Below are 22138 nucleotides of genomic sequence, written 5' to 3'. Positions count from 1 at the left end.
CTCAACGTACTGACGAAGTGTCCGGCCATCTTCCGACGGCCAGACCTTCCTTTCATTACTGTGTGAGACTTGATACTTCCGCTTTTACGGCAGATTCCGCAGAACCCACCGCCGCGTCACGCATCAAGCGCCCACACTTATCGGCTGTTAATTTTTAAAGATCGATCCGCTCAGAAGCTCTGCTTTCTGCGCGTCCGTCATCTAACGGGAGGCGAATTATGCAGACCGAAAACCTATCGGTCAACCCACTTTGTGAAATATTTTTGAAGCTCTCGACGCTGCGCTAAAAGACGTGCAATGCCGCGTCTGTTGAGTGCTCTCGTCGCGAAGACATCGGCGCCGAATTGGTCAACGCGTTCGCAAACTCGACTATCGCGTGGTCGCAGCAGCACGTTCGGTCAAGCCTTCGGACGACCCCGGCATCCTGACCGTGGCAGGCGATATCGCCGATCCGGCTACTGCTCCGCGGGTGATTCCGAAGCCGTCGCCCGTTTTGGCCGCGTCGACACGCTGCTCAGCAACGTCGGCATCTTCATCGCCAAGCCGTTCAACAGCTATACCGCGGAAGACTACGCGAACTTCATCGCCATCAACGTGTCGGGCTTCTTCCATCACGCAACTCGCCATCGCCGAGATGGAAAAGAATGGCAGCGGCCACGAAGCCGCTCGCGCTCGAATACGCGAAGAAAGGCATTCGCGCCAACGCCGTTTCACCGGGCGTCATCAAGTCGCCGATGCACGCGGAAGAAACTCATGCAGCGCTCGGCGCATTGCATCCGGTCGGCCACATGGGCGAGATGCGCGATGTCGTAGGCGCCGCCCTGTATCCTGATGCTGCACCGTTCGTGACCGGCGAAATACTGCACGTCGATGGCGGTCAGAGCGCCGGCCACTGATCACACCCGGGCGCCGCCGCCCCGTGCCGTTCACGTCAACCGAGATTTACAGAGGATCACATGCCCATCGTCACAATTCAGGTGATCCGTGAGGCCTCCAGGCCCGGCAACACTGCGGTCACAGCGGGCAAAAAGCCGCGCTCATCGGCGGGGTCAATCAGTTGCTCCGCGACGTACTCAACAAGCCGCTCGAATCGATCTTCGTCGTCATTCAGGAGGTGGAGACCGAGAACCGGGGCTGGGTGGCTTGCCGGTCGAGGCTTATCGCAAGCAGCGTAGTTCGAAGCCGGATTGAACGTTGGCGTGCGTCATTTGCTTCAGTGACAGCAGCCCGCATTGGAGTCATGGAACACGTCAAGGATCACTGATTATCCTCGACGTGTGTCCTCGTCCCGGCCGCAACGTATATCCACAATCGATCACTCCCGCTCGAACTGCTAGCCCGCGAACCGCTGCAGTTGCCCGATGCTTTCCTTCAATTCACGCTCTAGCTGCGCAACCAGCTCACCGGCAGGCAACGATCTGGCCAGCGCGGCCGCCTGCCCCGCCCACTGCGCCCCGTAACCGTACTCGCCCGTTGCTTTCGCCGCAGCATGCAGCGCTTTGCCGGCATCGTACGCGATCGGATACGCGGGCGGCTTCGGAGCGCGCGCGTCGCTGCCGAGTGTCGTGAACCGGTTCACCATGCTTCTCGCCACGCGACCGGAGATCGCGGTGGTAAAGGTTGTCCGGCGCGCTGCGCCCGCGAGAATCGCGCAATGATAACCCTCGTCGATCGACGTCTCCGGGCAAGCAACAAACGCGGTGCCTAACTGCGCGGCTTGGGCGCCGAGCGCAAGCGCCGCTGCGATCCCGGCACCATCCATGATGCCGCCGGCAGCGATCACCGGCAACTGGCATTCCCTGACCAGCAGACTCGTCAACGCAAACACGCCCAACCCGTCCTCGCTTGCGTCCGGTTCGAAGGTGCCTCGATGACCCCCCGCCTCTATACCTTGTGCAACGATCGCATCGACTCCTGCTTCGGCAACCTGCGCCGCCTCATCCAGGTTCGTCGCACTCGCGAGCAGTTTGATGCCGGCCCTTCTCAGTTCGGCGATCACATCGGCAGAAGGCAAACCGAAATGGAAACTGACGATGGCCGGCTTCTCTTCGAGGAAGACATCCAGCATCGCTGGGTCGGCCACGAAACTCTTATAGATCTCCGACAGCGACGTAGGCGGCGCTGCGCCGTATTTTTCGAAATATGGCGCGAGCCAGTTCAACCATTGCCGATCGAGCGCCTCGTCCGCTTGCGCCGGTCGATGACAGAAGACGTTGATATTGAACGGCTTGTCCGTTAGCGCGCGCGTCTCCTTGATGACCTTGCGGGCTCCTGCGGCGTTCATCGCTCCAACGCCCAGCGAGCCGAGACCACCTGCATTGGAAACGGCTGCGGCCAGCGCAGGTGTGCTGACACCGGCCATGGGAGCCTGAATGATCGGTTTTTGGATGCCCAGCAATGGCAGCAACATCCGCTTGTCAGTCCGCTCGTTCATGTCTGTCCTCCATCGAGGCTTTCCACAATACAGTCCTGATAGCGTATAGCACCCGCGCTTCGCACCTGCCCTTGCGCACGATCAGAAAGACGCGACAAAGCAGCTCACCGCTCTATCCGCATGCGCGGCATCTGTCGTCGCGCGTGCGTAGATTTGTCGACTCTCTGATAGAGAAACTGCGCTCGTAGGGTAAATGCAGGCCGCGATACTTCAAAATCCCAATATTTGCACTTCTTGCACTAGCTTGAGCCTCGGGGGACCGTCCGACACCCCATTGTTTTAATTTGTGAAACAGTGATTTCGTAAATTAGGTATTTACCCTAACACACGCCGCTTCTAGACTGTCCTCATCGCTGCAGACAAATGCGTTTGCAGTCCAAACAAGACAAATCTGGAGGTCGTTATCATGAAGTCGCTCGTTCAAGCCGTCGTTATCGCCGCTACCCTTGCTGCTCCGGTTGCCGTTTTCGCTCAATCAAACCAGCCGCTGACCCGTGCGCAAGTTCGCGCGGAACTGGTTCAGATCGAAAAGGCTGGCTACAACCCCGCTCGCTCGAACCCGAACGAATATCCGGCCAACATCCAGGCTGCTGAAGCACGCGTTGCCGCTCAGAACAGCGCAGTTGGCGGCGTCGCCAGCGGTTCGTCGGAACAAGGCCAGGCAGTCACCCAGTAAGTCTTCCGGCAGAAAGCAAAGCTGCTGTCGCTTTGCCGTGACGTGTATTCACGCTACGGCTCGCGCGGCTAACGAAACTGGCCCGCTCTCGCGGGCCAGTTTCGTTTCAGAACCTCCGCCTCCGGATTGCCGGCGGCGTCTCCTCGCCTTCGGTGGCTATGCACATTGCCCTGTGCGCTCCCGTTCTCGACGACGGCAAGTCAGACCACCACGCGCATTCATCCGCAAACGGCGCCGCCGATGAACGTCAAACGGCACCCGGACTCACATACGCGGTCTTGACCGTCGTATAGAACTCGCGGGCGTAACTGCCCTGCTCACGCGGACCGTAGCTCGACCCCTTGCGCCCGCCGAACGGCACGTGATAGTCCACACCCGCAGTCGCCGTGTTCACCATCACCATGCCCGCCTGCATATGACGACGGAAGTGGCTCGCGTACTTCAGCGAGGTCGTGCAGATGCCCGCGGAAAGGCCGAATTCCGTGTCGTTGGCGACCTTGAGCGCCTCGTCGTAGTCCTTGACCTTGATGACCGAGGCCACCGGGCCGAACACTTCTTCCCGGTTGATGCGCATGGCCGGCGTCGTGTCGGTGACGAGCGCTGGTGCGAGGAAGTAACCGCGCGTGTCGCACTCGACCCGCTCACCGCCGAAGACGGTGCCGCCTTCTTCGCGTGCGACGGCGATATAGCGCTCGTCCTGCTGCAACTGCTTGTCGTCGACGACGGGACCGATGTGCGTGCCGTCGGCCAACGCGTCGCCCACCTTTAGGGCCTGCATGCGCGCTTTCATGCCGTCGATGAACCGGTCGTAAATACCTTCGGTCACGATGAAGCGGCTCGACGCAGTGCAGCGTTGGCCCGTCGAGTAGAACGCACCGTTGATGCACGCTTCGATCGCAACGTTGAGGTCTGCATCATCGAGCACCACCATCGGGTTCTTCCCACCCATTTCAAGCTGGAATTTCTTGCCCGACGCAAAGCATTTCGCACCGATGGCACGGCCCGTCGCGACAGAACCGGTGAAGCTCAAGGCATCGACATCCGGTGAAGAAACCAGCGCTTCGCCCACCACCGAGCCGCGTCCCATGACGAGGTTGATGACACCCGCCGGCGCACCCGCCTCGGCGATGATCTTCACGAGCTCCCAGGTGCTGCCCGGAACGAGGTCCGCCGGCTTGACGACGACGGTGTTGCCATACGCCAGCGCCGGCGCGATCTTCCAGGCCGGAATCGCGATGGGGAAATTCCACGGCGTAATGAGGCCGATCACGCCAAGCGGCTCACGGGTCACTTCCACCGTCATACCGGGGCGCACCGACGGCACGATTTCGCCGCCAACGCGCAGCGCCTCGCCCGCGAAGAACTTGAAGATCTGCCCCGCGCGGCCCACTTCGCCTATCGCTTCGGGCAGCGTCTTGCCCTCTTCGCGCGCGAGCAACCGGCCCAGCTCGGCCTTGCGCGCGAGGATCGTGCTGCCCGCCTGATCGAGCAGATCGAAACGCTGCTGCGGCGTGGACAGCGACCATTGCGCGAACGCCTTGCGCGCGGCGCTGATCGCGCGTTGCGTCTGCCCGGCGTCGGCCTGCGCGAACTCACCGATTACGTCGTCGAGATTGGACGGATTGACGTTGCGCGACACGCTCGCGCCGTCCACCCACTGTCCGTCGATGTAGTTTGCAAACTGGCTCATGTTCTCTTGCTCCCGTCGATACGGAATAAAGCCTGGGCACGAAAGACCTGATCGTCAGGTCCGGGCGCAGGCGACTGGTAATGCACCGGGGCCGCGCGTGACGCGCCAGCCCCTCATACGTTCTACGTTACGGCTCAAGCCGCGCCGAGCAGCCCGCGCGCCGCCAGACTCCGATAAAGCGCTCGCACGCCGAACGTCCACGGTTCGATGTCGGTGCTCAGGCGGACCGTGTTGGTCAGCGCGCCCAATTGCGGCGTCGAAATCGTCACGAGGTCGCCCAGGTGATGCGTGAATCCGCCGCCGGCCGCGTCGCGGTCCTTGATCGGCGAGAACATGGTGCCGAGGAACAGCATGAAGCCGTCCGGGTACTGGTGATGCCGGCCCCACGTTTGCGTGACGAGGTCCGCCGGATCGCGGCTGATTTCGCTCATGTGGCTCACGCCTTCGAGCACGAAGTCGTCATCGGCGCCTTCCACGCGCAGCGCGACGCTGGCCGTGCGCACCGAGTCGAGCGAGAAGCTTTCGTCGAAGAGGCGCACGAACGGGCCGATCGCGCATGAGCCGTTGTTGTCCTTGCACTTGCCGAGCAGCAGTGCCGAGCGGCCCTCGATATCGCGCAGGTTGACGTCGTTGCCGAGCGTCGCGCCGACGATCTCGCCACGGCTATTCACCGCCAGCACGATCTCGGGTTCCGGGTTGTTCCAGGTCGAAGCCGCGAGCAGCCCCACGTCCGTGCCGAAGCCGACCGCCGACATCGGCTGCGACTTCGAGAATACTTCGGCATCCGGACCAATGCCCACTTCCATGTATTGCGACCACGCGCCGCGCCGTTCGAGTTCGGCTTTCAGCTTCATCGCGGCGTCCGAGCCCGGTTTGATTTTCGACAGGTCGGTGCCGATCGTCGACGCGATCGTCTCGCGGACCTCCTTCGCCTTCGCCGGATCGCCGCCCGCCTGCTCTTCGATCACGCGTTCGATCAGGCTGACCGCGAACGTCACGCCGCACGCCTTGATGGCCTGCACGTCGCACGGCGCGAGCAGGTGCACGGCCGGCGCGTGCGCGCCCGGCAGGTTCGCCGCGATCAGTTGCGCCGCGCCGCCAAGCGACTCGCCCGGCGCCGTCCGCGCGATGTGCGCGGCGTTTTCGCGGTCGAACAGATCGGCCGTGGTCGGCACGGTGGCGGTGATGTCGAACACTTCGCCGCCGCGCACAACGACCACGCACGGACCTTCGTGCTGGTCGGTCTTGCGCCACACGCGACCCACGAGCAGCGCCTGATCGAGGTCGTCCGGAAGGAAACTGGATTGAGAAGTTGCGGACATGGAATGGATTTCTTCAGGAAAGTTGGAAGACGAAGAGAGCCGGGCTCGAATCCAGGCCCGGCCCTGCAACCTGCATTTCAGTGCGAATGCCGCGGATTGCCACGCTCGGCAATCACCTTCAGATACAGCGTCGCGGGTTCGAGACAGCCGCCGGTCGAGAGCTGGCCCACCGTCTGGCGATACAGCTCCTGCCACGGCGTCTGCGCGGGCGGAATCGAAAACGTCGCTGTTTCACGGCGCCGCGCGAGCTCGTCCTCGTCGACCAGCACGTTGACGCTGCGCGAATTCAGATCTACGCGGATGCGATCGTTCGTGCGCAGCAGCGAGAGTCCGCCGCCGACTGCCGCCTCAGGCGACATGTTGAGAATCGACGGGCTCGCGGAGGTACCGCTTTGCCGGCCGTCGCCGAGCGTCGGCAGCGACGTGATGCCCTGACGCACGAGTTCCGCCGGCGGCGCCATGTTCACTACTTCGGCGCTGCCCGGATAGCCCACGGTCCCGGCACCGCGAATCACGAGAATACAGTGCTGGTCGATTTCGAGCGACGGGTCGTTGATGCGCGCGTGATAGTCCTCAGGTCCGTCGAACACGATTGCTCGCGCTTCGAACGTGTTCTCCTTGCCGGGCTCGCTCAAATAGGTCTTCTGGAAAGCCTCGCCGACCACCGACATCTTCATGATCGCGCTGTCGAAGAAGTTGCCCGACAGCACGATGAACCCTGCGCCATGCTTGAGCGGTTCTTCAGTCGTCTTGATGACGTCGCGATCCCCCGTCTGCGCACCCGCCGCGATCTCGCCAATGGTGCGGCCCGCTACGGTCAGGCAGTCGCCGTGGACGAGGTTCGCCTTGGCAAGCTCGTGGAACACGGCGGGCACGCCGCCCGCGCGATGGAAGCTCTCGCCGAGATACTCGCCCGCCGGCATGCAGTTCACGATCAGCGGCACCTGCTCGCCTACGCGCTGCCAGTCGTCGAGACTCAGTTCGACACCGATGTGCCGCGCAATCGCGATCAGGTGTGGCGGACAGTTGCTCGACGCACCCAGCGCCGACGCCACCACGATCGCGTTTTCGAACGCTGCTTTCGTCATGATGTGCGACGGACGGACGTCTTCACGCACGAGGTCGACGATGCGCTTGCCGGTCGCGTACGCCATCTGGCCGCGTTCGCGATACGCCGCCGGAATGCTGGCGCAACCGGGCAAGGACATGCCGAGCGCCTCGGCGAGGCTGTTCATCGACAACGCGGTGCCCATCGTGTTGCAGTGTCCGATCGACGGCGACGACGCGGTCGTCAGCTGCATGAAACCTTCGTAGTCGATTTCGCCCGTGGCGAGCAGATTGCGCGCATGCCAGATCACGGTGCCCGAGCCGACGCGCTTGCCTTCGTGCCAGCCATCGAGCATCGGGCCGCCCGACAGCACGATCGCGGGCATGTCGACGGTGGCCGCCGCCATCAGGCAGGCGGGCGTGGTCTTGTCGCAGCCAGTGGTCAGCACGACGCCGTCGAGCGGAAAGCCGTGCAGGATTTCGACCAGGCCGAGATACGCGAGATTGCGGTCGAGCGCGGCGGTCGGCCGGCGGCTCTGTTCGGCGAGCGGATGAACCGGAAACTCCATCGGAATGCCGCCCGCGTCGCGGATGCCTGCTTTCGTGCGCGCCGCGAGTTCGATGTGATGCCGGTTACACGGCGCGAGGTCGCTGCCCGTCTGCGCGATGCCGATGATCGGCCGGCCAGACTGGAGTTCTTCGCGCGTCAGGCCGTAGTTCATGAAGCGCTCGACGTAGAGCGCCGTCATATCCGCGTGCGATGGGTCGTCGAACCATTCCTGGCTTCTCAGCCGGCGCGGTGTGGATGCTGACATGTTGCTTGTCTCTCTGTCTTGAGGAAGTTAAACCGCTTGCGTGCTGCCCGGCACGTCCGCCTGAGAGGCGGCTTTGCCGTCTCCAGCGGGCGCCGCCCGTGTAAGCATGCTGCGCGGCACGAGCAGGATCAGAACACAGCTGACCAGCAGACACGCGCCCAGCGCATACGTACCATTGTTGATATCGCCGGTCAGGTTCTTGGCGACGGCCGTGATCATCGAGCCCGTGAAGCCTGACAGGTTGCCGATCGCGTTGATCATCGCAATACCCGCCGCCGCTGCCGCACCCGACAACAACTGGCCGGGGAACGTCCAGTAGATCGGCATCAACGCGAGAATCCCGGCGGTGGCGATCGTAAGGAACGTGATCGCCAATACGATGTGATGCGCAAACGCCGCGCTCAGAATCAGCCCGACACCCCCGATCAGGGCCGGGATCGCCGCGTGCATGCGCCGTTCACCGGTTTTCTTCGAATGGGCCGCGTTGGCGAGCGTCGCGATGATCGCCACACCATAAGGAATAGCCGTCAGCAGGCCGATATGCAAGGGGTCCTGCACACCGGTCGCCTTGATGATCGACGGCAGCCAGAACGCGAGGCCGTAGAAGCCCGTGTTAAAGGTCAGCAGAATCGCCACCAGCAGCCACACGCGCGGATCGCGCACCGCCGATCCGAAGCGCGCCGTCTTGTGCGTGCTCTCGCGCTGCAGATTCGCCGCGAGCAGGCTCTTTTCTTGCGGCGTGAGCCAGCGTGCGCGCTCGATGCCGTCATCGAGCGAGAAGTACACGACGAATGCGGTCAACAGCGACGGCACGCCTTCGATCAGCAGCATCCATTGCCAGCCCTGGTAGCCGAACAGGCCCGCGGTGTGGTCCATCAACCAGCCGGACACCACGCCGCCCAGCATCAGGCTGACCGGCATCGCGATCAGGAAACCCGACATGACGCGGCTCTGCCGATGCGCCGGGAACCAGTAATTCAGATAAAGAATGACGCCGGGGAAGAAACCGGCCTCGCAGATCCCGAGCAGGAAACGCAGCGTGTAGAACATCGTCGCGGTTTCGACATGCGCGAGGCGCGCGAGCGGCTCGACGAACGCAAGCGCCATCGACACGAGACCCCACGTGAACATGATCCGCGCGATCCAGAAGCGTGCACCGTAGCGATGCAGGAACACGTTGCTTGGAATTTCGAAGATGAAGTAGCCCCAGAAGAAAACGCTGGCGCCGATCGCGTACATGGTGTCGGACAAACCGAGGTCATCGAGCATCTGCAGCTTCGCGAAGCCGACGTTCACCCGATCCAGATAAGCCACGACGTAACACAGCAACAGCACCGGCAACAGGCGGCGCACGACCTTGCGGTAGGTCTTTTCTTCAAACTCGCTGCTCCCCGCGGATGTCGCGGCGATGGCGGACGGCACAGTGGTCATTCATATCTCCATCAGCGTATTTTTCCAGGAAATGTTCGGGCGCCACGGCCGCGTGCCATGCAGGCTACTGTATCGCCCCCGATTTAAGTTACCGGTAACATTTCTGAATCCGGATGTTACGCGTGGCTCATCATCTGAACAACCAAGGGATATCCCTGACCTTCTGCGTTAAATACGGCTCGGAGTGTCAGGCGCGGCTGGCTCAGGCACTGTCCCGAGCAATCACCTCAAAGTCGATCTTGACCGCTTTCGTGCGCGACGTCTGACCCGCCTCGCGCGCCGCCAATGCCGCGAGTAAAGTCTCGCCGGCTCGCAAGCCGATTCCGTAGGCATCGACCGACACCGTCGTGATCGTCGGCTGACAACACCACGACACCTCGAAGTTGCCGAAACCGGCAATCGCGATGTCGCGAGGCACCGACAACCCGCGCCGGTGGCACTCCATGATGGCGCCGAACGCCGACATGTCGCTCACGCACATCACGGCGTCGGTATCGGGCCACGCTTCGAGCAGCGCGCCGATGGCCGGCGCGCCGTGACTCATCGTGATCGGCGATTCGCCAAGGCGGATCACGCGCGGCTCGCCGAGCCCGAGCGCCTTAATTTCAGCGACATAGCCGCGCATCCGGTCGAGACCGCGGCGATCGCGCTCGCTCGCCCCGGCGATAAAACCGATCCGTCGATAGCCGCACTCATGCAGATGGCGAACCATCGCGCGCGCCGCCGTGGCATTCGAAAAGCCCACTGCGGTGTCAATCGGGTCGGCCGGCAGGTCCCACATTTCGACGACCGGGATACCCGCGCGCCGCAACAGCGTGCGGGTCGCTTCGGTGTGCCGGCTGCCCGTCAACGCGACGCAGCGCGGCTGGTGGCGCAGCATCGAGCGCACGAGCAGCTCTTCCTGCTCGAGACGGTAGTCGGTGTCGCCGAGCAACAATTGCAGACCATGCGGACTAAACGCGGCAGTAAGGCCGCGCACCGTGTCGGAGAAGTTGGAGCTGGACAGCGACGGCACCAGCACCGCGACGAACTCCGAACGCCCCGACGACAATGCACCGGCGGCTGCATCGGCCACGTACCCCAGTTCGTCGATGACCTTCTGCACCTTCTCGCGGGTCGCCTGCGACACGCTGCGTCCGGACAGCACGCGCGACACGGTCATCTTCGACACGCCGGCGCGTTCGGCAACATCGGACATGCGGGGCGGGACAGGCGGCCTGGACGTCATGGTAGGGATCACTGCAAGTGCGCGGAAGTTGCGGAACGCACATGATACCTGGCGGCACCCGGCACAGGGCGAGGTTTCACCGCCGCCCGTGCATAGCGTCAGATGCCGGCCTCAAGCGCGTTGCGCTTTCTGGTCTATTGCGAAAAGCCTCGTGTGCAGCGCGCCTGAGGCTGGCCGGGCACCGGCGCGCGAAACGAAAACAGGCCGCCGGCCAACGGTTGCCGCTCACGTTCTCCGGGCGACAGTCCCTTCCACGCGGTCGATGCGTAGACAGTCTGCAAATCGTCGCCGCCGAAAGCGAGTTTCGTCACGTTGGCGCACGGAAACGGCACCTGCTCGACCAGCTTGCCGTCGGGCGAGAAACGCTCGATACGCCAGCCGCCAAAAAGCGCTACCCACACGAAGCCGTCGGCATCGACCGCCATGCCATCGGGGTGGCCGTCGCCGGAAATCGCGGCGAAGATGCGTTTGCCCGACAACGTCCCGTCTTCGTTCACATCGAACGCATATACCACGCGCCGCATGGTGTCGTTGTGATAGAGCGTGCGGCCGTCCGGGCTCATGGCCGGGCCGTTGGTGATCACGTAGTCGTCGTCCTGAGCGGCCACTTCGCCGGCATCGCTGACGCGGTACAGCGTGCCGCTCGGCTGTTCTTCACCGTCGTCCATCGAGCCGAACCACAGGTGGCCGCTGGCGTCGACGAAGCCGTCGTTCAGACGGTTGTCCGGCAAATGTGGTTCGACGTCCTTGAGCTTGCTGAATTCTCCGCTGCCCGCATCGAAACGATAGAGGCCGTCCGGCAGCCCGCAGACAAACGTCTGATCAGCGAGCGGTACGATGAAACCCGGCTGGTTCGGCGCCCGCCACGTCTGCGTTGCTCCGGTGTCGACCATCAGACGATGGATATGGCGGCCCTTGATATCGACGAAATAGACCGCGTTTTCCGCAGCCTGCCACAGCGGACCTTCGCCGAGTTCGGCATTGACCGGCCACACGCACTCAGGGAGACGGACTTTCATTCTCCGTACCACCCTGCATCGACGAAATAATCGCGACCGGAGCAGCGCGATGCGTCGTCGGACGCAAGGAACAGGGCCATGCGCGCGACGTGCTCGGGCTCGATGCGCAAGCGCAGGCATTGGCTCGCGACGACCTTCGCCTCGCTCTCGGGCGACTGCCAAAGCTGCATCTGACGGGGCGTGCGAACCGCGCCGGGGATGATGCAGTTCACCCGGATGCCGACATCGCCGAGATCGCGCGCGAGGCCGCGCGTCAGCCCTTCGATCGCCGCCTTCGCGCTCATATAGATCGCGAGATTCGGCAACGCGAGGTGCCAGGAGACCGAGCCCAGATTCAGGATCACGCCCCGGCCGATCTTGCGCATGCCGGCCGCCGCGGCCTGCGCGCAGAAGAACTGGTGCCGCAGGTTCACGGCCATGCGCTCGTCCCAATAGGTCGACGTGACGGCCTCGATTTCATGCCGATCGTCATTGCCCGCATTGTTGACGAGTACCTCGATCGGCCCGGCGAGTTCCATAATCTCGGCGAAGGTGCTCTGGATCGCGTCGACGCTGCGCAGATCGCAGCGTCGGAACAGCGGCGGATGGGGCGCGCCGCGCAGCGATTCCTGCAACGCGAGCGAGTCGCCCTCCGCGACGTCGAGGAAGAACACGCGCGCGCCCTGCTGTGCGAATGCTTCGACCATCGCGGCGCCGATGCCGCTGCCGCCACCGGTGATGACAACCGTCTTGCCTGAGAGACTGGGATAGATTGCGTACGACATCTGATATTCCACTTGTTCCGAGTATGACAACGAATACATGGCGTCCCGCCGCCCCCGGCCGGACGCATCTTCGACACGCCGCCGGTTAAGCCAGGACCTCGACCTCGCTCACCATGCGCCAGTCGCGTTCGAGCGTTCGCACCGCGTTGCCCGCGACCGTCACCGTGTCGCTCAGCAGAATATCGCGGCTCGAGCTTCCGACCATCAGGTCGAAGTCGCCCGGCTCGACGATACGCTCTCCGCGCCCATCGGTGAAGTTCAGCATGTCGACGGGAAGGCGCACGCGAACATGGGCCGAGGCGCCTGCGGCCAGCGGCACACGGCCAAACGCCTTCAATTCGCGCACCGGCCGCGCCGACGACGCCAGCCGGTCGCGCACATAAATCTGCACGACTTCGGTGCCTTCGCTCGAACCGGTGTTCTCGACCGTGAAGGTGAGTTCGACCGTGCCGTCGCCGATCGGCACTTCGCGTTGCGCAACCGCAAGATTGCCATAACGGAACTGCGTGTAGCTGAGTCCGAAGCCGAACGGGTAGCGGCAACCGAAATGATAGGCGACCGGCGTACCGGCGCTCTTGAGCCGATGGTTGTACGTGTACGGCACAGCACCGGCGCTCTTCGGCACGGACAACGGCAGGCGGCCCGTGAAATTCGTGCGGCCCACCAGCAGATCGGCGAGCGCTTCGGCGCCGCGCTCGCCCGGCGCGAAGGCCATGATCTGCGCGGCGATCCGGTCTTCGAGACCGCCGAGATTGTACGGACGGCCGCCCGTCATGACGACGACCGTCGGCGTGCCGCTCTCGACCACAGCCGCCAGCAATGCCTGCTGCACGCCCGGCAGATCGAGGCTGTCCGTGTCAGAGCCTTCGCCCACCGTACCGGACTGGAACAGCCCGGCCAGATCGCCGACGAACACGATCGCGACAGCCGCCTGCCGCGCCGCTTCGACTGCCGCGGCGATGCGTCCGGTGTCCTGGCTGATCAGCTCGTCGCGATTCGCGTCGGGCATCGTGTCCAGCGACACGTCGCCGGGGAACACCGGCGCACCTGCACGACGCTCCGCGATGATGTCGCAGCCGCGTGCGTGAATCACCCGCTCGTCGCCGAGCAGTGCACGCAGCGCCTTCAGCGGCGTGCTGATCGACGCGACCGACTGCTCGCCGGAGTTGATCAGGTGCACCGGGAAACTGTAACCGGCCAGCAGCGCCAACGGATCGTCGGCGGTCGGGCCGATCACCGCGACCTTCGCCACGCCTTTCGCGTCCAGCGGCAACACAGCGCCTTCGTTGCGCAGGAGCACCGCCGATTCGAGCGCCACCTGGTATGCCGTGTCGCCGGCCGATTCGCTTTTCACATCCACGCTGTCCGGATCCGCATACGGATTTTCGAACAGGCCGAGACGGAACTTCGTGCGCAGCACACGCGAAACGGCAGTATCGATCGTCGCCTCGCTGATCTCGCCGCGCGCCAGCGCTTCCTTCAGATGCAGTGCGCACTCGTGGCCGGGCAACTCGACGTCGAGCCCCGCGTTGAACGCGAGCGCGGCGGCCGCCGCGCTGTCGCGTGCGACTGCATGGTGACTGTAGAGCAGATCGACCGCCGCATAGTCCGCGACGACGAGGCCGTCGAAGCCCCACTTGTCGCGCAACGTGTCCTGCAGCAACGTGCGGTCCGCGTGACACGGCACGCCGTCGATGTCGTGATACGCGGGCATGATCGAGCCCGCATCCGCGAGCTTGACCGCCATCTCGAACGGCAGCATGAACACGTCATTGAGTTCGCGCGGGCCGACATGCACGGGCGCGTGATTACGGCCGCCTTCGCTCGCCGAATGCCCGACGAAATGCTTGAGTGTCGCGAGCAGATCGCGGCGTTCGCCTTGCACCCCCTTCACATAATGACACGCGAGTACGCCGACCAGATACGGGTCTTCGCCGAGCGTTTCCTCGGTGCGGCCCCAGCGCGGATCGCGCGACACGTCCAGCACCGGCGCGAGCCCCTGATGACAGCCGATCGAGCGCGCCTGCTCGCCGATGATTTCGCCCACCTGCCCAACCAGACGCGGGTTCCACGTCGCCGCATAGTTCAACGGCGACGGGAACAACGTAGCGTCCTTGATCATCAGGCCGACCAGACATTCCTCGTGGGACATCACCGGGATGCCTAGACGCGTGTCCTCCACCATCTGCCGCTGCAACGCGTTGAGCGCGCGCACGCCTTCCTTCGGATCGACGGTATGCGTGCCGAGCGGGCGTGTGATCTGACCGAGGCCGTGCCGAAGGATCGTTTCCACCGTAATGGCCGCGTCGCCATGCGCGAAATCCACCGTACGCGCTTCGTGATTGCCATCGGACGACAGCTTCAGCCAGGCGGCGTGAAGCTGGGCAATTTTCTCGTCCAGGGTCATGCGCGCCAGCAAATCGGCAACGCGCTCCTCGACGGCAGCCTCGGGGTTGCGGTAAAGCGGAACATCACTTTGGCGAAGCAACATCAAGAACTCCTTTAAATATTTTTTATGTGCAGAGCGCGCAAGGCGCCGACAAATCCGTTTTTCATCACTCGCACGGGACGGCGTCGCTTCATCGGAAACCTCGCCCGCTGTACTTCACACTTCTCGCGGAACTTCGCAGTCCTTTAAATTGACCAAACAATAAAAGGCGCGAAAATCTCTCTCAATTCGAAATCGTGACGAGGCCGTGTTGCGTCGCCTTCAAGGCCGCAGATCATTCGATCGCGTCCTTGAAGGCGACGCAAAGTTCAGTGCAGACGGGGCAGCGCGAAGTCCTGTTCGTCGAACACGTGGCATGCCTCGGGTGCCAGCGCCAGTTCTATGCGCTCATCGTGCGACACGCCGCCGTCACCGGGCAATTTGGCGATCAGGGCGTTGCCGTCACGGCTACCGCCGTCGATATGAACGTAGCTGTGCTCACCCATCCGCTCGACGAGACGCACCGCGCAGCGAATCGTCTGCGCGCCGGCCTGGCCGTTGGGCAGACTCAGGTGCTCGGGGCGGATGCCCAGCGTGACATGGTTGCCCAATTGCAGTTTGCGGCCGTCGACCTGCGTTCGCACGCGCTCACCACTCGTCAGTTCGACCTCGATACCCTTGGCGTCGATTGTCTGCACGACACCGGGGAGGAAGTTCATCTTCGGCGAGCCGATGAAACCCGCGACGAAGCGGCTCTTGGGTCGGTGATACAGGTCCAGCGGCGCGCCGATCTGCGCAACGCTGCCGTGCTTTTCCAGTTCGGCGCCGGCTTGCAACAGCACGATCTTGTCGGCCAATGCCATGGCTTCGATCTGGTCATGCGTGACGTAAACCGCGCTCGCCCGGCGGAATTCGCGATGCAGACGCGCGATCTCGATACGGGTCTGCACGCGCAGCGCTGCGTCGAGATTCGACAGCGGCTCGTCGAACAGGAACACGCCCGGCTCGCGCACGATCGCGCGGCCAATCGCCACGCGCTGCCGCTGTCCACCGGACAATGCAGCAGGCTTGCGTTCCAGCAGCGCATCGAGCTGCAGGGTGGCAGCCGTGCTACGCACCTTGCTGTCGATCGTCGCCTTGTCGATCTTCGCCTGACGCAGCCCGAACGCCATGTTTTCGTAGACGCTCATGTGCGGATACAACGCGTAGTTCTGGAACACCATGGCGACACGGCGCTCCGCCGGCGACACGTTGTTCATCAGCTTGCCGTCGATGCGCAGCTCGCCGTCGGTGATCGATTCGAGACCGGCGATCATGCGCAGCAGCGTGGACTTGCCGCAGCCCGACGGTCCGAGGAACACGCAGAATTCGTTGTTGCCGACTTCGAGGTTGGCGTCGCGGATCACCGCGTTGCCGCTCGCGTAGGACTTCTGTACGTTGGTGAGGGAAATGCTTGCCATATCGTTTTATGCAAAGTTCGGTGTGCGGGCCACTTCAGCCCGCACGATTGGAGGCGGTATGCGATACGGATCAGCCCTTGAGCGAGCCGGCCATCATCCCCTTGATCACGCGCTCCTGACCGAACGCGTAAGCAACAATCAGCGGCAACGACGTGAGCACGAGGACAGCCAGCATCGAAGGAATATTCGACGCGTATTGCCCCATGAAGTCCCAGATCGCGAGCGGCAGCGTACGGTGCTCGGACGTCGACGTGAGCATGTACGCGAAGATGAACTCATTCCAGAGGCCAATGCCGTTGAAGATCGCCACAGTGGCGAGCCCCGGTCCCGAAAGCGGGAAGAAAATACGCCAGAAGATGGTGAACGGACCGCAGCCGTCGAGCTGTGCGGCTTCTTCGAGCTCGCGCGGAATCTGGCGCATGAACTCGGTCAGGATGAAGATCGACACCGGCAGACTGAGGGCCACATAAGGGCCCAGTAGCGCGAACGCGGTATCGTAAAGACCGAGATTGCGCGTGAGCAGATAGATCGGCACGAGCGTTGCATGCAGCGGCACGATCATGCCGGCGATCACGAGACCGAAAAGCAGCTTGTTCAGCGCGAAGCGCATGCGCGCAAACACGTAGGCTGCCATCGCACTGATGATGACGATCAGCAGCACCGACACGCCCACCGTGAACACACTGTTACGGAAATACGTGAAGAACGGCCCCTTCAGCACAGCCGCGTAATTGCCCCAATACAGGTGGCCTGGCGGCGCCCACACGGACGTCGTGAAGGTCTCTTCCTGGCTCTTGAAGCTGGACACGACCATGAAGATAAACGGGATCGTCGTGACACCCAGCCAGATCAATGCCAGCAGGGGAATCCCGACGCGTGGGAAGCGTAGTTTCCTGTTCATGGTTCAGACCTCGGTTGCAAAACGGCGGGTGAAGTACATCGACACCGCCGCCACCGTGATGACGATAAGGAACATCGCCGAGCCGATGGTGCTGCCGTACCCGAGTTGGAACGAACTAAACACCGTGCGATACATGTAGGTGGCCATCAACTCGGACGAGCCTTCGGGGCCGCCACCGGTCATGACGAAGACGAGATCGAAGTAACGCAGCGAGCCGAGCACGGACAGCAGCACGGCCGTGCGCAGCGTGCCTTGCAGGTGCGGAAGCTTGATGCGCCAGAAGATGGTCCACTCGGAAGCACCGTCGAGGAGGGCAGCCTCGTTGACCTCGGCCGGCATCGACGAGAGACCGGCGAGGAACAGAATCATGTAGAAAGGCGCGTTCTGCCAGATGATCACGGCGATGGTCGCACCCAGCGAAAAATGCGGGTCGCCCAGCCAGTCCTTCGCGAGGCCATCAAGCCCGAATGCCTGCAGCGCGACGTTGAGCGGGCCGAAATTCGGATCGTAGATCTGCTTGAACAGCACGCCGATCGCCACGCTCGACATGAGCAGCGGCAGGAAATAGAGCACCTTGAGCACGCGGGAGCCACGGCCGGCCTTTTCCAGCAGCACGGCGAGCACGAGCGCGATCGGAAGCTGGATCACGATCGACGCGAGCGCAAGAATCGCGTTGTTCCTGAGCGATTGCCAGAACACCGCGTCGTGGGCGAGGCGCCCCCAGTTCGCGAGCCCGATGAAGCGGGCAGTGTTACCGAGGCCATTCCAGTCGACCAGCGACAGCCGCAGACTGGAGACGAGCGGATAGAGCAGGAATACGGCCAGCAGCAGCAGCGTCGGCGCAAGAAACACGGTCGTGACGAGCGTTTGCGATGAAATTCGCAGCCGGCGTTCGGGTGTAGCGGAAAGTGCGATATTCACGAGCTTGTATGCCGGTCGGCGCCTTACGGTGCCGACCGGACTTCCCTTGGGACTGAAGATTAACCGCCCTTCTTCGAAGCGGCTTCCATTTGCTGCGCAGCAGCCTCAGGCGTCAGCGACAGACCGAACAGCTGCTGCGTCGTGTCCTTGTGCAGTTCGCCGAGAGCCGGCGGGAGTGCCTGGTCGTACCAGAGCTGCACGCTCGGAGCGGCGGCAAGCAGTTTCTGCAGACGCTGCGTGAACGGATCGTCGATCTTGACGTTATTGACCGGCGGGAGTTTGTGGTCATCCGACGCACGAGCCTGCATCGCCTGGTCGTCGGTCATTGCCTGGATCAGCTTGAACGCTACGTCGGGCGTCTTGCACTCGGTCGAGATGCTCAGGAAGCCATCGCCCACCGTGCCGATCAGGTCGCGCGGATCACCCTTGCCGCCCGGCACGCTCGGGAACGGGAAGAAATCGAGATCCTTCGAGAACGTCGGATTTTCGTTCGCGATGGTCGAAGCTTCCCACGCGCCCATCAGCTCCATGGCAGCCTTGCCCGAGTACAGCAGACGGCGCGAAGCACCCGAGTCGTAATCCAGACCGTTGATGCCCGGCGCGAACGCGCCAGCCTTCACGAGTTCCTGGATACGCTTGCCGGCTTCGACGAACGCCGGATCTTCGAAGCCCTTGCCCTTGCCTTCGATCGCGTCCTTCACGACTTGCGGACCACCGATACGGTCGACGAGGTACATGTAGTACATCGAGCCGGTCCACTTGTTCTTGTTCGCGAGCGAGAACGCTGCGACGTTGTGCGACTTCAGCACGGCAACGACGTGCATCAGTTCGTCCCACGTTTTCGGCGGTGTGACGCCGTACTTCGCGAAGACGTCCTTGTTATAGAAGATCACTGCGGCCGCTGCATTTTCGGCAGCGACACCATAGGTCTTGCCGTCGTATGTCGTGACATTCCAGGACGATTGCATGAAGCGGTTACGATACGCCGGGTCCTTGTTCAGGTACGGCGTGAGGTCGACGATCTGGCCGGATTTCACGTATTCGTGCAGGCCGCCACCACCCCAGTTCTCGAACACGCACGGCGGCTGGTTCGCGCCGAACGCGACCTTCAGCTTCGTCTTGTATGCTTCGTTCAGGATGTGCGAATTCTCGACCTTGTAGCCTGGAGCCGCCTTTTCGAAACGATCCGACGCGTCGCGAATGATCTTGCTCGACGACGTATTGGTCTGCTGATCCCACGCGGTGATCGTCGATTGTGCGAATGCAGCTGTCGAAACGACTGCGGACAGCGAAAATGCGAGCGCCGTGGCGCTGACAATTGACCGTACTTTAGAAAAAGCCGGGTACGCCATGTTTTGTGTCCCCTCTATGGATATTAGAATGCCAACCGAAACGTGTAACGTTAGCCTTAACGTTAGCCAATGTTAGGCCGACGTGTGAACTACCGCTATGCGGGATTTTACCTGGTCGCCGCCCGCGCGGCTTGCATACTACAAGAAGATCCACTGGCGAAGGGTCGGCGCGCGCAACCTATTCTGGTAGAATAGTTAGAATATAAACGGTATCGCTAACGTTAAAGGCGAGTCCAATTCGACATGACCTCTCGTACGCCCTCATCACGCATGGCAAGGCAGACCCCGACGCTCGAGCATGTCGCCAAGCTCGCCGGCGTCTCGCAGATGACCGCTTCGCGCGCGCTCAACGGCCGCCCGGGCGTGTCGCGCGAAACTCGCGACGAAGTGCTGCGAATCGCGTCGGATATCGGTTATGTCGTCAACCGCACTGCGCAGAAACTCTCGGGTGGCCGCAACGGCATCATCGGCATCATCACGCCGACACTGGACACCCAGTTCTCTAGCGAGCTGATTCTCGGCGCGGGCCGCGCGGCGCGCGGCGCGGGTTGCGAGATGCTCGTCTACACGGTATTCGACGAAGACCGCGATACGCATCACGACCTGCTCGGCTTGATCCAGCAATTCTCGGATGGGATTCTCGCCATCCTGCCGCGCGAATCGCTCTGTCTCGAAGCGCTCGCTACCGCGAAGGTACCGGTCGTGGTCGTGGATCAGCGCGGCACGCTGACCGGTTTTCCATCGGTGTCGGTCGATAACTATGGCGGCGCCTGTCTTGCGGTCGAGCATCTCGCGGAACTCGGTCACAAGCGGATCGCGTTTCTCGCGGGCGACGAAACGATCGAAGGGGTGCGCGACCGTCAGCGCGGCTATCACGACACGCTGGCCCGGCTCGGGCTGCCGCGTGAGGACGCGCTGGTCGCAGCCGGTGATCTGTCGCAAATGATGGCGTTCGATGTCACGTTCGATCTGCTCAATCTCGCCGATCCGCCCACCGCCATCTTCACCGCGAACGATCAAAGCGCGTTTGGCGTGATCGCCGCGATCAGGGAAGCGGGCTTGCGCGTGCCGGACGACATTTCGGTGATCGGCTTCGACGACATCCCGATGTCGGAGCAATTTCATCCGGCACTCACGACAATCCGCCAACCTTTCCAGCAGATGGCGCGCTCGGCGGTCAATACGCTGCTCGCGCGGATCGCCGGTATCGATGCAGCCTCGCAGCGCATCACGCTGCCGGCGGAACTGGTCGTGCGCGACTCCACCGGACCAGTGCGCACGAAGCCGCGCCGCCGCGCACGTCACCAGATGGTTTCCACGTAAGTCGAGGCGCGCACCTTCGCGTCCGACGTGACGAGCGCGCCGCCGAACGTGCGGGCAGTGGCGACGATCAGGCGCTGATGGGACGTGAGCGCGGACGACAGCCGCGCCGCGCGCAAGGCGATTTCGGTGTCCACCGGAACCATCCGCACACCTTCCATCGAGACGAACGTCGACAGCCACCAGCGCGCGTCCATCGACAACCCGAGCCGGCCGTCGTTGACGAATTCCGCGATTTCGAGCGCACTGATCGCCGAAATCAGGATTTCACCGCCGTCCAGTTCGCGATCGATCGCGTCGTGTGCTGCCTGACTCAATGCCTTCTGTCTGCTCAGCCAGCACACCAGTGCAAGCGTATCGAGCGTGATCATCGATCTTCCTGCTCCGCCGTGACAGGAAGGGGCAAGTGCTTCATGTTGAAATGCACGATCGAAGCACGCAACAGTTCGAGCGGGTTCTCCTGCTTGTTGCGATAGGGCCTGATTTCGATGGTGGGCTGCCCACGGTCCGTGACGACAACGGTCTCCCCCAGCATTTCCACCTGCCTGAACAGTTCACATGCCCTGGACTTGAAAATGGCCTTCGATACTCTCTTTTCCATTGCGCTCTCCACCCAGATAATTCAACCAGCTATTTTTTGGATCGGGCCGCAACGATTGCGGTTGGCGGCCAGATATTCGTTATCGATTTTCAACCTGCTACAAGGAAGCTCTCTCCGGCTTCTTCATTTCCAACAACGCTCGTGCGACGGTCCGGCCACATGAGTCGCCGCACGTGCGGAGCGGCGCTCCGATCTGGCCGATAGCCGCCTTCGTCGTGATAGTGCAACAGCAATATGTTTAACGTTATCCTTAACGTTAGAACATGTTAATAGCACCATTGTGGGACCGCCATGCGGAGTTTACCTGGTCCCGCGAGGTGGCTCCGGAGATTCGCCTACAGCGCCGCGCGGCGCCTGCCGACAGGTGAAAGCATGTTGCAAGGTTGCGGATAAAGCATGGTGAACAGGACAGCGTTATCGCTAACGTTACAGGTACCCAGCGCATGCCCAAACGGCCGCTGGTTCCCGCGGCAGCATTAAGCCGATTCACTGCTCTTCTTCTATCGGCTCAGGCTGCGACGCCTGCGTAGCATCGAAATGAACGATCGATGCGCGCAATAGTTCAAGCGGACTGCCGAGCTTGCTGCGATAGGGGCGAATCTCGATGGTCGGTTGCCCACGATCCGTGACCACCATGGTTTCCCCCAGCGACTCCACCTGCCGGAACAGTTCGCATGCCCTGGACTTGAATATGGCTTTCGATACTCTCTTTTCCATTGCGCTCTCCAC

At 62.6% G+C, this 22138-nt stretch carries 18 protein-coding genes and 2 pseudogenes; 4 read left to right on the top strand and 16 right to left on the bottom strand.

Annotation, left to right across the window (positions count from 1 at the left end):
- Positions 1–332: 332 nt before the first annotated feature.
- A pseudogene (locus HV770_RS35295) lies at positions 333–896 on the top strand (SDR family NAD(P)-dependent oxidoreductase).
- Between the two features lie 60 nt (positions 897–956).
- A pseudogene (locus tag HV770_RS35290) lies at positions 957–1191 on the top strand (tautomerase family protein).
- 142 nt (positions 1192–1333) lie between these two features.
- Here HV770_RS35290 and HV770_RS35285 read toward each other — a convergent pair.
- Positions 1334–2434 (bottom strand): NAD(P)H-dependent flavin oxidoreductase, encoded by a 1101-nt coding sequence (locus HV770_RS35285; protein WP_175166075.1) that lies wholly within the window; start codon positions 2432–2434, stop codon positions 1334–1336.
- Positions 2435–2840: 406 nt separating this feature from the next.
- Between HV770_RS35285 and HV770_RS35280 the strand changes: the two genes are divergently transcribed.
- The gene (locus HV770_RS35280) at positions 2841–3110 is read left to right on the top strand and encodes a DUF4148 domain-containing protein (RefSeq protein WP_175166074.1); all 270 of its coding nucleotides are present in this window, start codon (positions 2841–2843) and stop codon (positions 3108–3110) included.
- A gap of 247 nt (positions 3111–3357) precedes the next feature.
- Here HV770_RS35280 and HV770_RS35275 read toward each other — a convergent pair whose 3' ends face one another.
- The 12 genes from HV770_RS35275 to HV770_RS35220 form a co-directional block, all read right to left on the bottom strand.
- Positions 3358–4800, bottom strand: a complete 1443-nt coding sequence (locus tag HV770_RS35275; RefSeq protein WP_175166073.1) for an aldehyde dehydrogenase family protein — start codon at positions 4798–4800, stop codon at positions 3358–3360.
- Between the two features lie 134 nt (positions 4801–4934).
- Positions 4935–6122 (bottom strand): fumarylacetoacetate hydrolase family protein, encoded by a 1188-nt coding sequence (locus HV770_RS35270; RefSeq protein ID WP_175166072.1) that lies wholly within the window; start codon positions 6120–6122, stop codon positions 4935–4937.
- A gap of 77 nt (positions 6123–6199) precedes the next feature.
- A complete protein-coding gene (locus tag HV770_RS35265) occupies positions 6200–7984 on the bottom strand; it encodes an IlvD/Edd family dehydratase (protein WP_175166071.1) in 1785 nt (594 codons plus the stop codon).
- Positions 7985–8011: 27 nt separating this feature from the next.
- The gene (locus HV770_RS35260; protein ID WP_175166070.1) at positions 8012–9415 is read right to left on the bottom strand and encodes an MFS transporter; all 1404 of its coding nucleotides are present in this window, start codon (positions 9413–9415) and stop codon (positions 8012–8014) included.
- A 202-nt stretch (positions 9416–9617) separates the two neighbouring features.
- Positions 9618–10613 carry a LacI family DNA-binding transcriptional regulator gene (locus tag HV770_RS35255; RefSeq protein WP_175166069.1) on the bottom strand — a complete coding sequence of 332 codons (996 nt, stop codon included), beginning with the start codon at positions 10611–10613 and terminating at the stop codon, positions 9618–9620.
- 164 nt (positions 10614–10777) lie between these two features.
- On the bottom strand, positions 10778–11662 hold the full coding sequence (locus HV770_RS35250) for an SMP-30/gluconolactonase/LRE family protein (protein ID WP_175166068.1): 885 nt from the start codon (positions 11660–11662) through the stop codon (positions 10778–10780).
- Positions 11659–12426, bottom strand: a complete 768-nt coding sequence (gene xylB / locus HV770_RS35245; protein WP_175166067.1) for a D-xylose 1-dehydrogenase — start codon at positions 12424–12426, stop codon at positions 11659–11661. Before xylB ends, HV770_RS35250 begins: the two co-directional genes overlap by 4 nt.
- Before the next feature lie 85 nt (positions 12427–12511).
- Positions 12512–14917, bottom strand: a complete 2406-nt coding sequence (locus HV770_RS35240) for a glycoside hydrolase family 3 N-terminal domain-containing protein (RefSeq protein WP_175166066.1) — start codon at positions 14915–14917, stop codon at positions 12512–12514.
- Positions 14918–15183: 266 nt separating this feature from the next.
- Positions 15184–16314: an ABC transporter ATP-binding protein gene (locus tag HV770_RS35235; RefSeq protein WP_175166065.1), complete on the bottom strand. Its 1131-nt coding sequence runs from the start codon at positions 16312–16314 to the stop codon at positions 15184–15186.
- 70 nt (positions 16315–16384) lie between these two features.
- Positions 16385–17215 carry a carbohydrate ABC transporter permease gene (locus HV770_RS35230; RefSeq protein ID WP_175166064.1) on the bottom strand — a complete coding sequence of 277 codons (831 nt, stop codon included), beginning with the start codon at positions 17213–17215 and terminating at the stop codon, positions 16385–16387.
- Between the two features lie 3 nt (positions 17216–17218).
- Positions 17219–18136 (bottom strand): carbohydrate ABC transporter permease, encoded by a 918-nt coding sequence (locus HV770_RS35225; RefSeq protein ID WP_246291511.1) that lies wholly within the window; start codon positions 18134–18136, stop codon positions 17219–17221.
- A gap of 59 nt (positions 18137–18195) precedes the next feature.
- Positions 18196–19488, bottom strand: coding sequence for an extracellular solute-binding protein (locus tag HV770_RS35220; RefSeq protein ID WP_175166063.1), 1293 nt, complete (start codon positions 19486–19488; stop codon positions 18196–18198).
- A gap of 270 nt (positions 19489–19758) precedes the next feature.
- Between HV770_RS35220 and HV770_RS35215 the strand changes: the two genes are divergently transcribed.
- Complete coding sequence (locus tag HV770_RS35215; RefSeq protein ID WP_121324568.1) at positions 19759–20811, top strand: LacI family DNA-binding transcriptional regulator; 1053 nt, start codon at positions 19759–19761, stop codon at positions 20809–20811.
- Here the strand turns inward: HV770_RS35215 and HV770_RS35210 are convergent.
- The 3 genes from HV770_RS35210 to HV770_RS35200 form a co-directional block, all read right to left on the bottom strand.
- Positions 20790–21179: a type II toxin-antitoxin system VapC family toxin gene (locus tag HV770_RS35210; RefSeq protein WP_175166062.1), complete on the bottom strand. Its 390-nt coding sequence runs from the start codon at positions 21177–21179 to the stop codon at positions 20790–20792. The genes HV770_RS35215 and HV770_RS35210 overlap by 22 nt on opposite strands.
- Positions 21176–21409 (bottom strand): type II toxin-antitoxin system Phd/YefM family antitoxin, encoded by a 234-nt coding sequence (locus HV770_RS35205; protein ID WP_121324570.1) that lies wholly within the window; start codon positions 21407–21409, stop codon positions 21176–21178. The genes HV770_RS35210 and HV770_RS35205 overlap by 4 nt, the downstream gene beginning before the upstream one ends.
- Before the next feature lie 486 nt (positions 21410–21895).
- Complete coding sequence (locus HV770_RS35200) at positions 21896–22126, bottom strand: type II toxin-antitoxin system Phd/YefM family antitoxin (protein WP_175166061.1); 231 nt, start codon at positions 22124–22126, stop codon at positions 21896–21898.
- Between the last annotated feature and the right edge of the window lie 12 nt (positions 22127–22138).

Source organism: Paraburkholderia fynbosensis, from assembly GCF_902859935.1.
Taxonomy (GTDB): Bacteria; Pseudomonadota; Gammaproteobacteria; order Burkholderiales; family Burkholderiaceae; genus Paraburkholderia; species Paraburkholderia fynbosensis.
The sequence above is the reverse complement of the archived record's forward strand: the minus strand, read 5'-3'. Positions and strand labels throughout refer to the sequence as shown.

Excerpts from the sequence above, each read along its gene's own strand:
- HV770_RS35260 (WP_175166070.1), bottom strand. The coding sequence starts at position 9,415 with ATGACCACTGTGCCGTCCGCCATCGCCGCGACATCCGCGGGGAGCAGC.
- xylB (WP_175166067.1), bottom strand. The coding sequence starts at position 12,426 with ATGTCGTACGCAATCTATCCCAGTCTCTCAGGCAAGACGGTTGTCATC.
- HV770_RS35230 (WP_175166064.1), bottom strand. The coding sequence starts at position 17,215 with ATGAACAGGAAACTACGCTTCCCACGCGTCGGGATTCCCCTGCTGGCA.
- HV770_RS35270 (WP_175166072.1), bottom strand. The coding sequence starts at position 6,122 with ATGTCCGCAACTTCTCAATCCAGTTTCCTTCCGGACGACCTCGATCAG.
- HV770_RS35275 (WP_175166073.1), bottom strand. The coding sequence starts at position 4,800 with ATGAGCCAGTTTGCAAACTACATCGACGGACAGTGGGTGGACGGCGCG.
- HV770_RS35220 (WP_175166063.1), bottom strand. The coding sequence starts at position 19,488 with ATGGCGTACCCGGCTTTTTCTAAAGTACGGTCAATTGTCAGCGCCACG.
- HV770_RS35250 (WP_175166068.1), bottom strand. The coding sequence starts at position 11,662 with ATGAAAGTCCGTCTCCCTGAGTGCGTGTGGCCGGTCAATGCCGAACTC.
- HV770_RS35215 (WP_121324568.1), top strand. The coding sequence starts at position 19,759 with ATGGCAAGGCAGACCCCGACGCTCGAGCATGTCGCCAAGCTCGCCGGC.
- HV770_RS35240 (WP_175166066.1), bottom strand. The coding sequence starts at position 14,917 with ATGTTGCTTCGCCAAAGTGATGTTCCGCTTTACCGCAACCCCGAGGCT.
- HV770_RS35235 (WP_175166065.1), bottom strand. The coding sequence starts at position 16,314 with ATGGCAAGCATTTCCCTCACCAACGTACAGAAGTCCTACGCGAGCGGC.
- HV770_RS35280 (WP_175166074.1), top strand. The coding sequence starts at position 2,841 with ATGAAGTCGCTCGTTCAAGCCGTCGTTATCGCCGCTACCCTTGCTGCT.
- HV770_RS35210 (WP_175166062.1), bottom strand. The coding sequence starts at position 21,179 with ATGATCACGCTCGATACGCTTGCACTGGTGTGCTGGCTGAGCAGACAG.
- HV770_RS35265 (WP_175166071.1), bottom strand. The coding sequence starts at position 7,984 with ATGTCAGCATCCACACCGCGCCGGCTGAGAAGCCAGGAATGGTTCGAC.
- HV770_RS35205 (WP_121324570.1), bottom strand. The coding sequence starts at position 21,409 with ATGGAAAAGAGAGTATCGAAGGCCATTTTCAAGTCCAGGGCATGTGAA.
- HV770_RS35200 (WP_175166061.1), bottom strand. The coding sequence starts at position 22,126 with ATGGAAAAGAGAGTATCGAAAGCCATATTCAAGTCCAGGGCATGCGAA.
- HV770_RS35285 (WP_175166075.1), bottom strand. The coding sequence starts at position 2,434 with ATGAACGAGCGGACTGACAAGCGGATGTTGCTGCCATTGCTGGGCATC.
- HV770_RS35255 (WP_175166069.1), bottom strand. The coding sequence starts at position 10,613 with ATGTCCGATGTTGCCGAACGCGCCGGCGTGTCGAAGATGACCGTGTCG.